This window comes from Pseudoalteromonas sp. GW168-MNA-CIBAN-0100 (assembly GCF_040309225.1).
In the GTDB taxonomy this organism is placed as follows: domain Bacteria; phylum Pseudomonadota; class Gammaproteobacteria; order Enterobacterales; family Alteromonadaceae; genus Pseudoalteromonas; species Pseudoalteromonas arctica.
Map to the genome: position 1 here is coordinate 1 of NZ_JBEOOL010000499.1, position 278 is coordinate 278.

1 protein-coding gene is annotated in these 278 nt (G+C 45.0%); it reads right to left on the reverse strand.

Annotation, left to right across the window (positions count from 1 at the left end; all coding sequences use genetic code 11):
- Positions 1 to 278, reverse strand: a 278-nt coding sequence (locus tag AAEY62_RS22145; protein WP_502935548.1) for an amino acid kinase family protein, incomplete at both ends; no start/stop codon positions are given.

The window sequence follows — 278 nt, forward strand, 5'->3', positions numbered from 1 at the left end:
ACGCGGATCAGCACTGTAAACACCATCTACATCAGTCCAAATTTGGCAAACATCGGCTTCTAAACAAGCTGCCGCAATTGCCGCAGAATAATCTGAGCCATTTCGGCCCAAAGTGGTTAGTTCGCCTTGCTCATTACTGGCAGTAAAACCGGGCATAATATAAATAGTTGCTGGTTGTTCTTTTAATACGGCTTGAAAGCGCACTTTACTGGCAACTAAGTCTGCCTCTGCATCTATGTAACCACCGGTTGATACTATGCAATTGGTCGCTTCAAGGT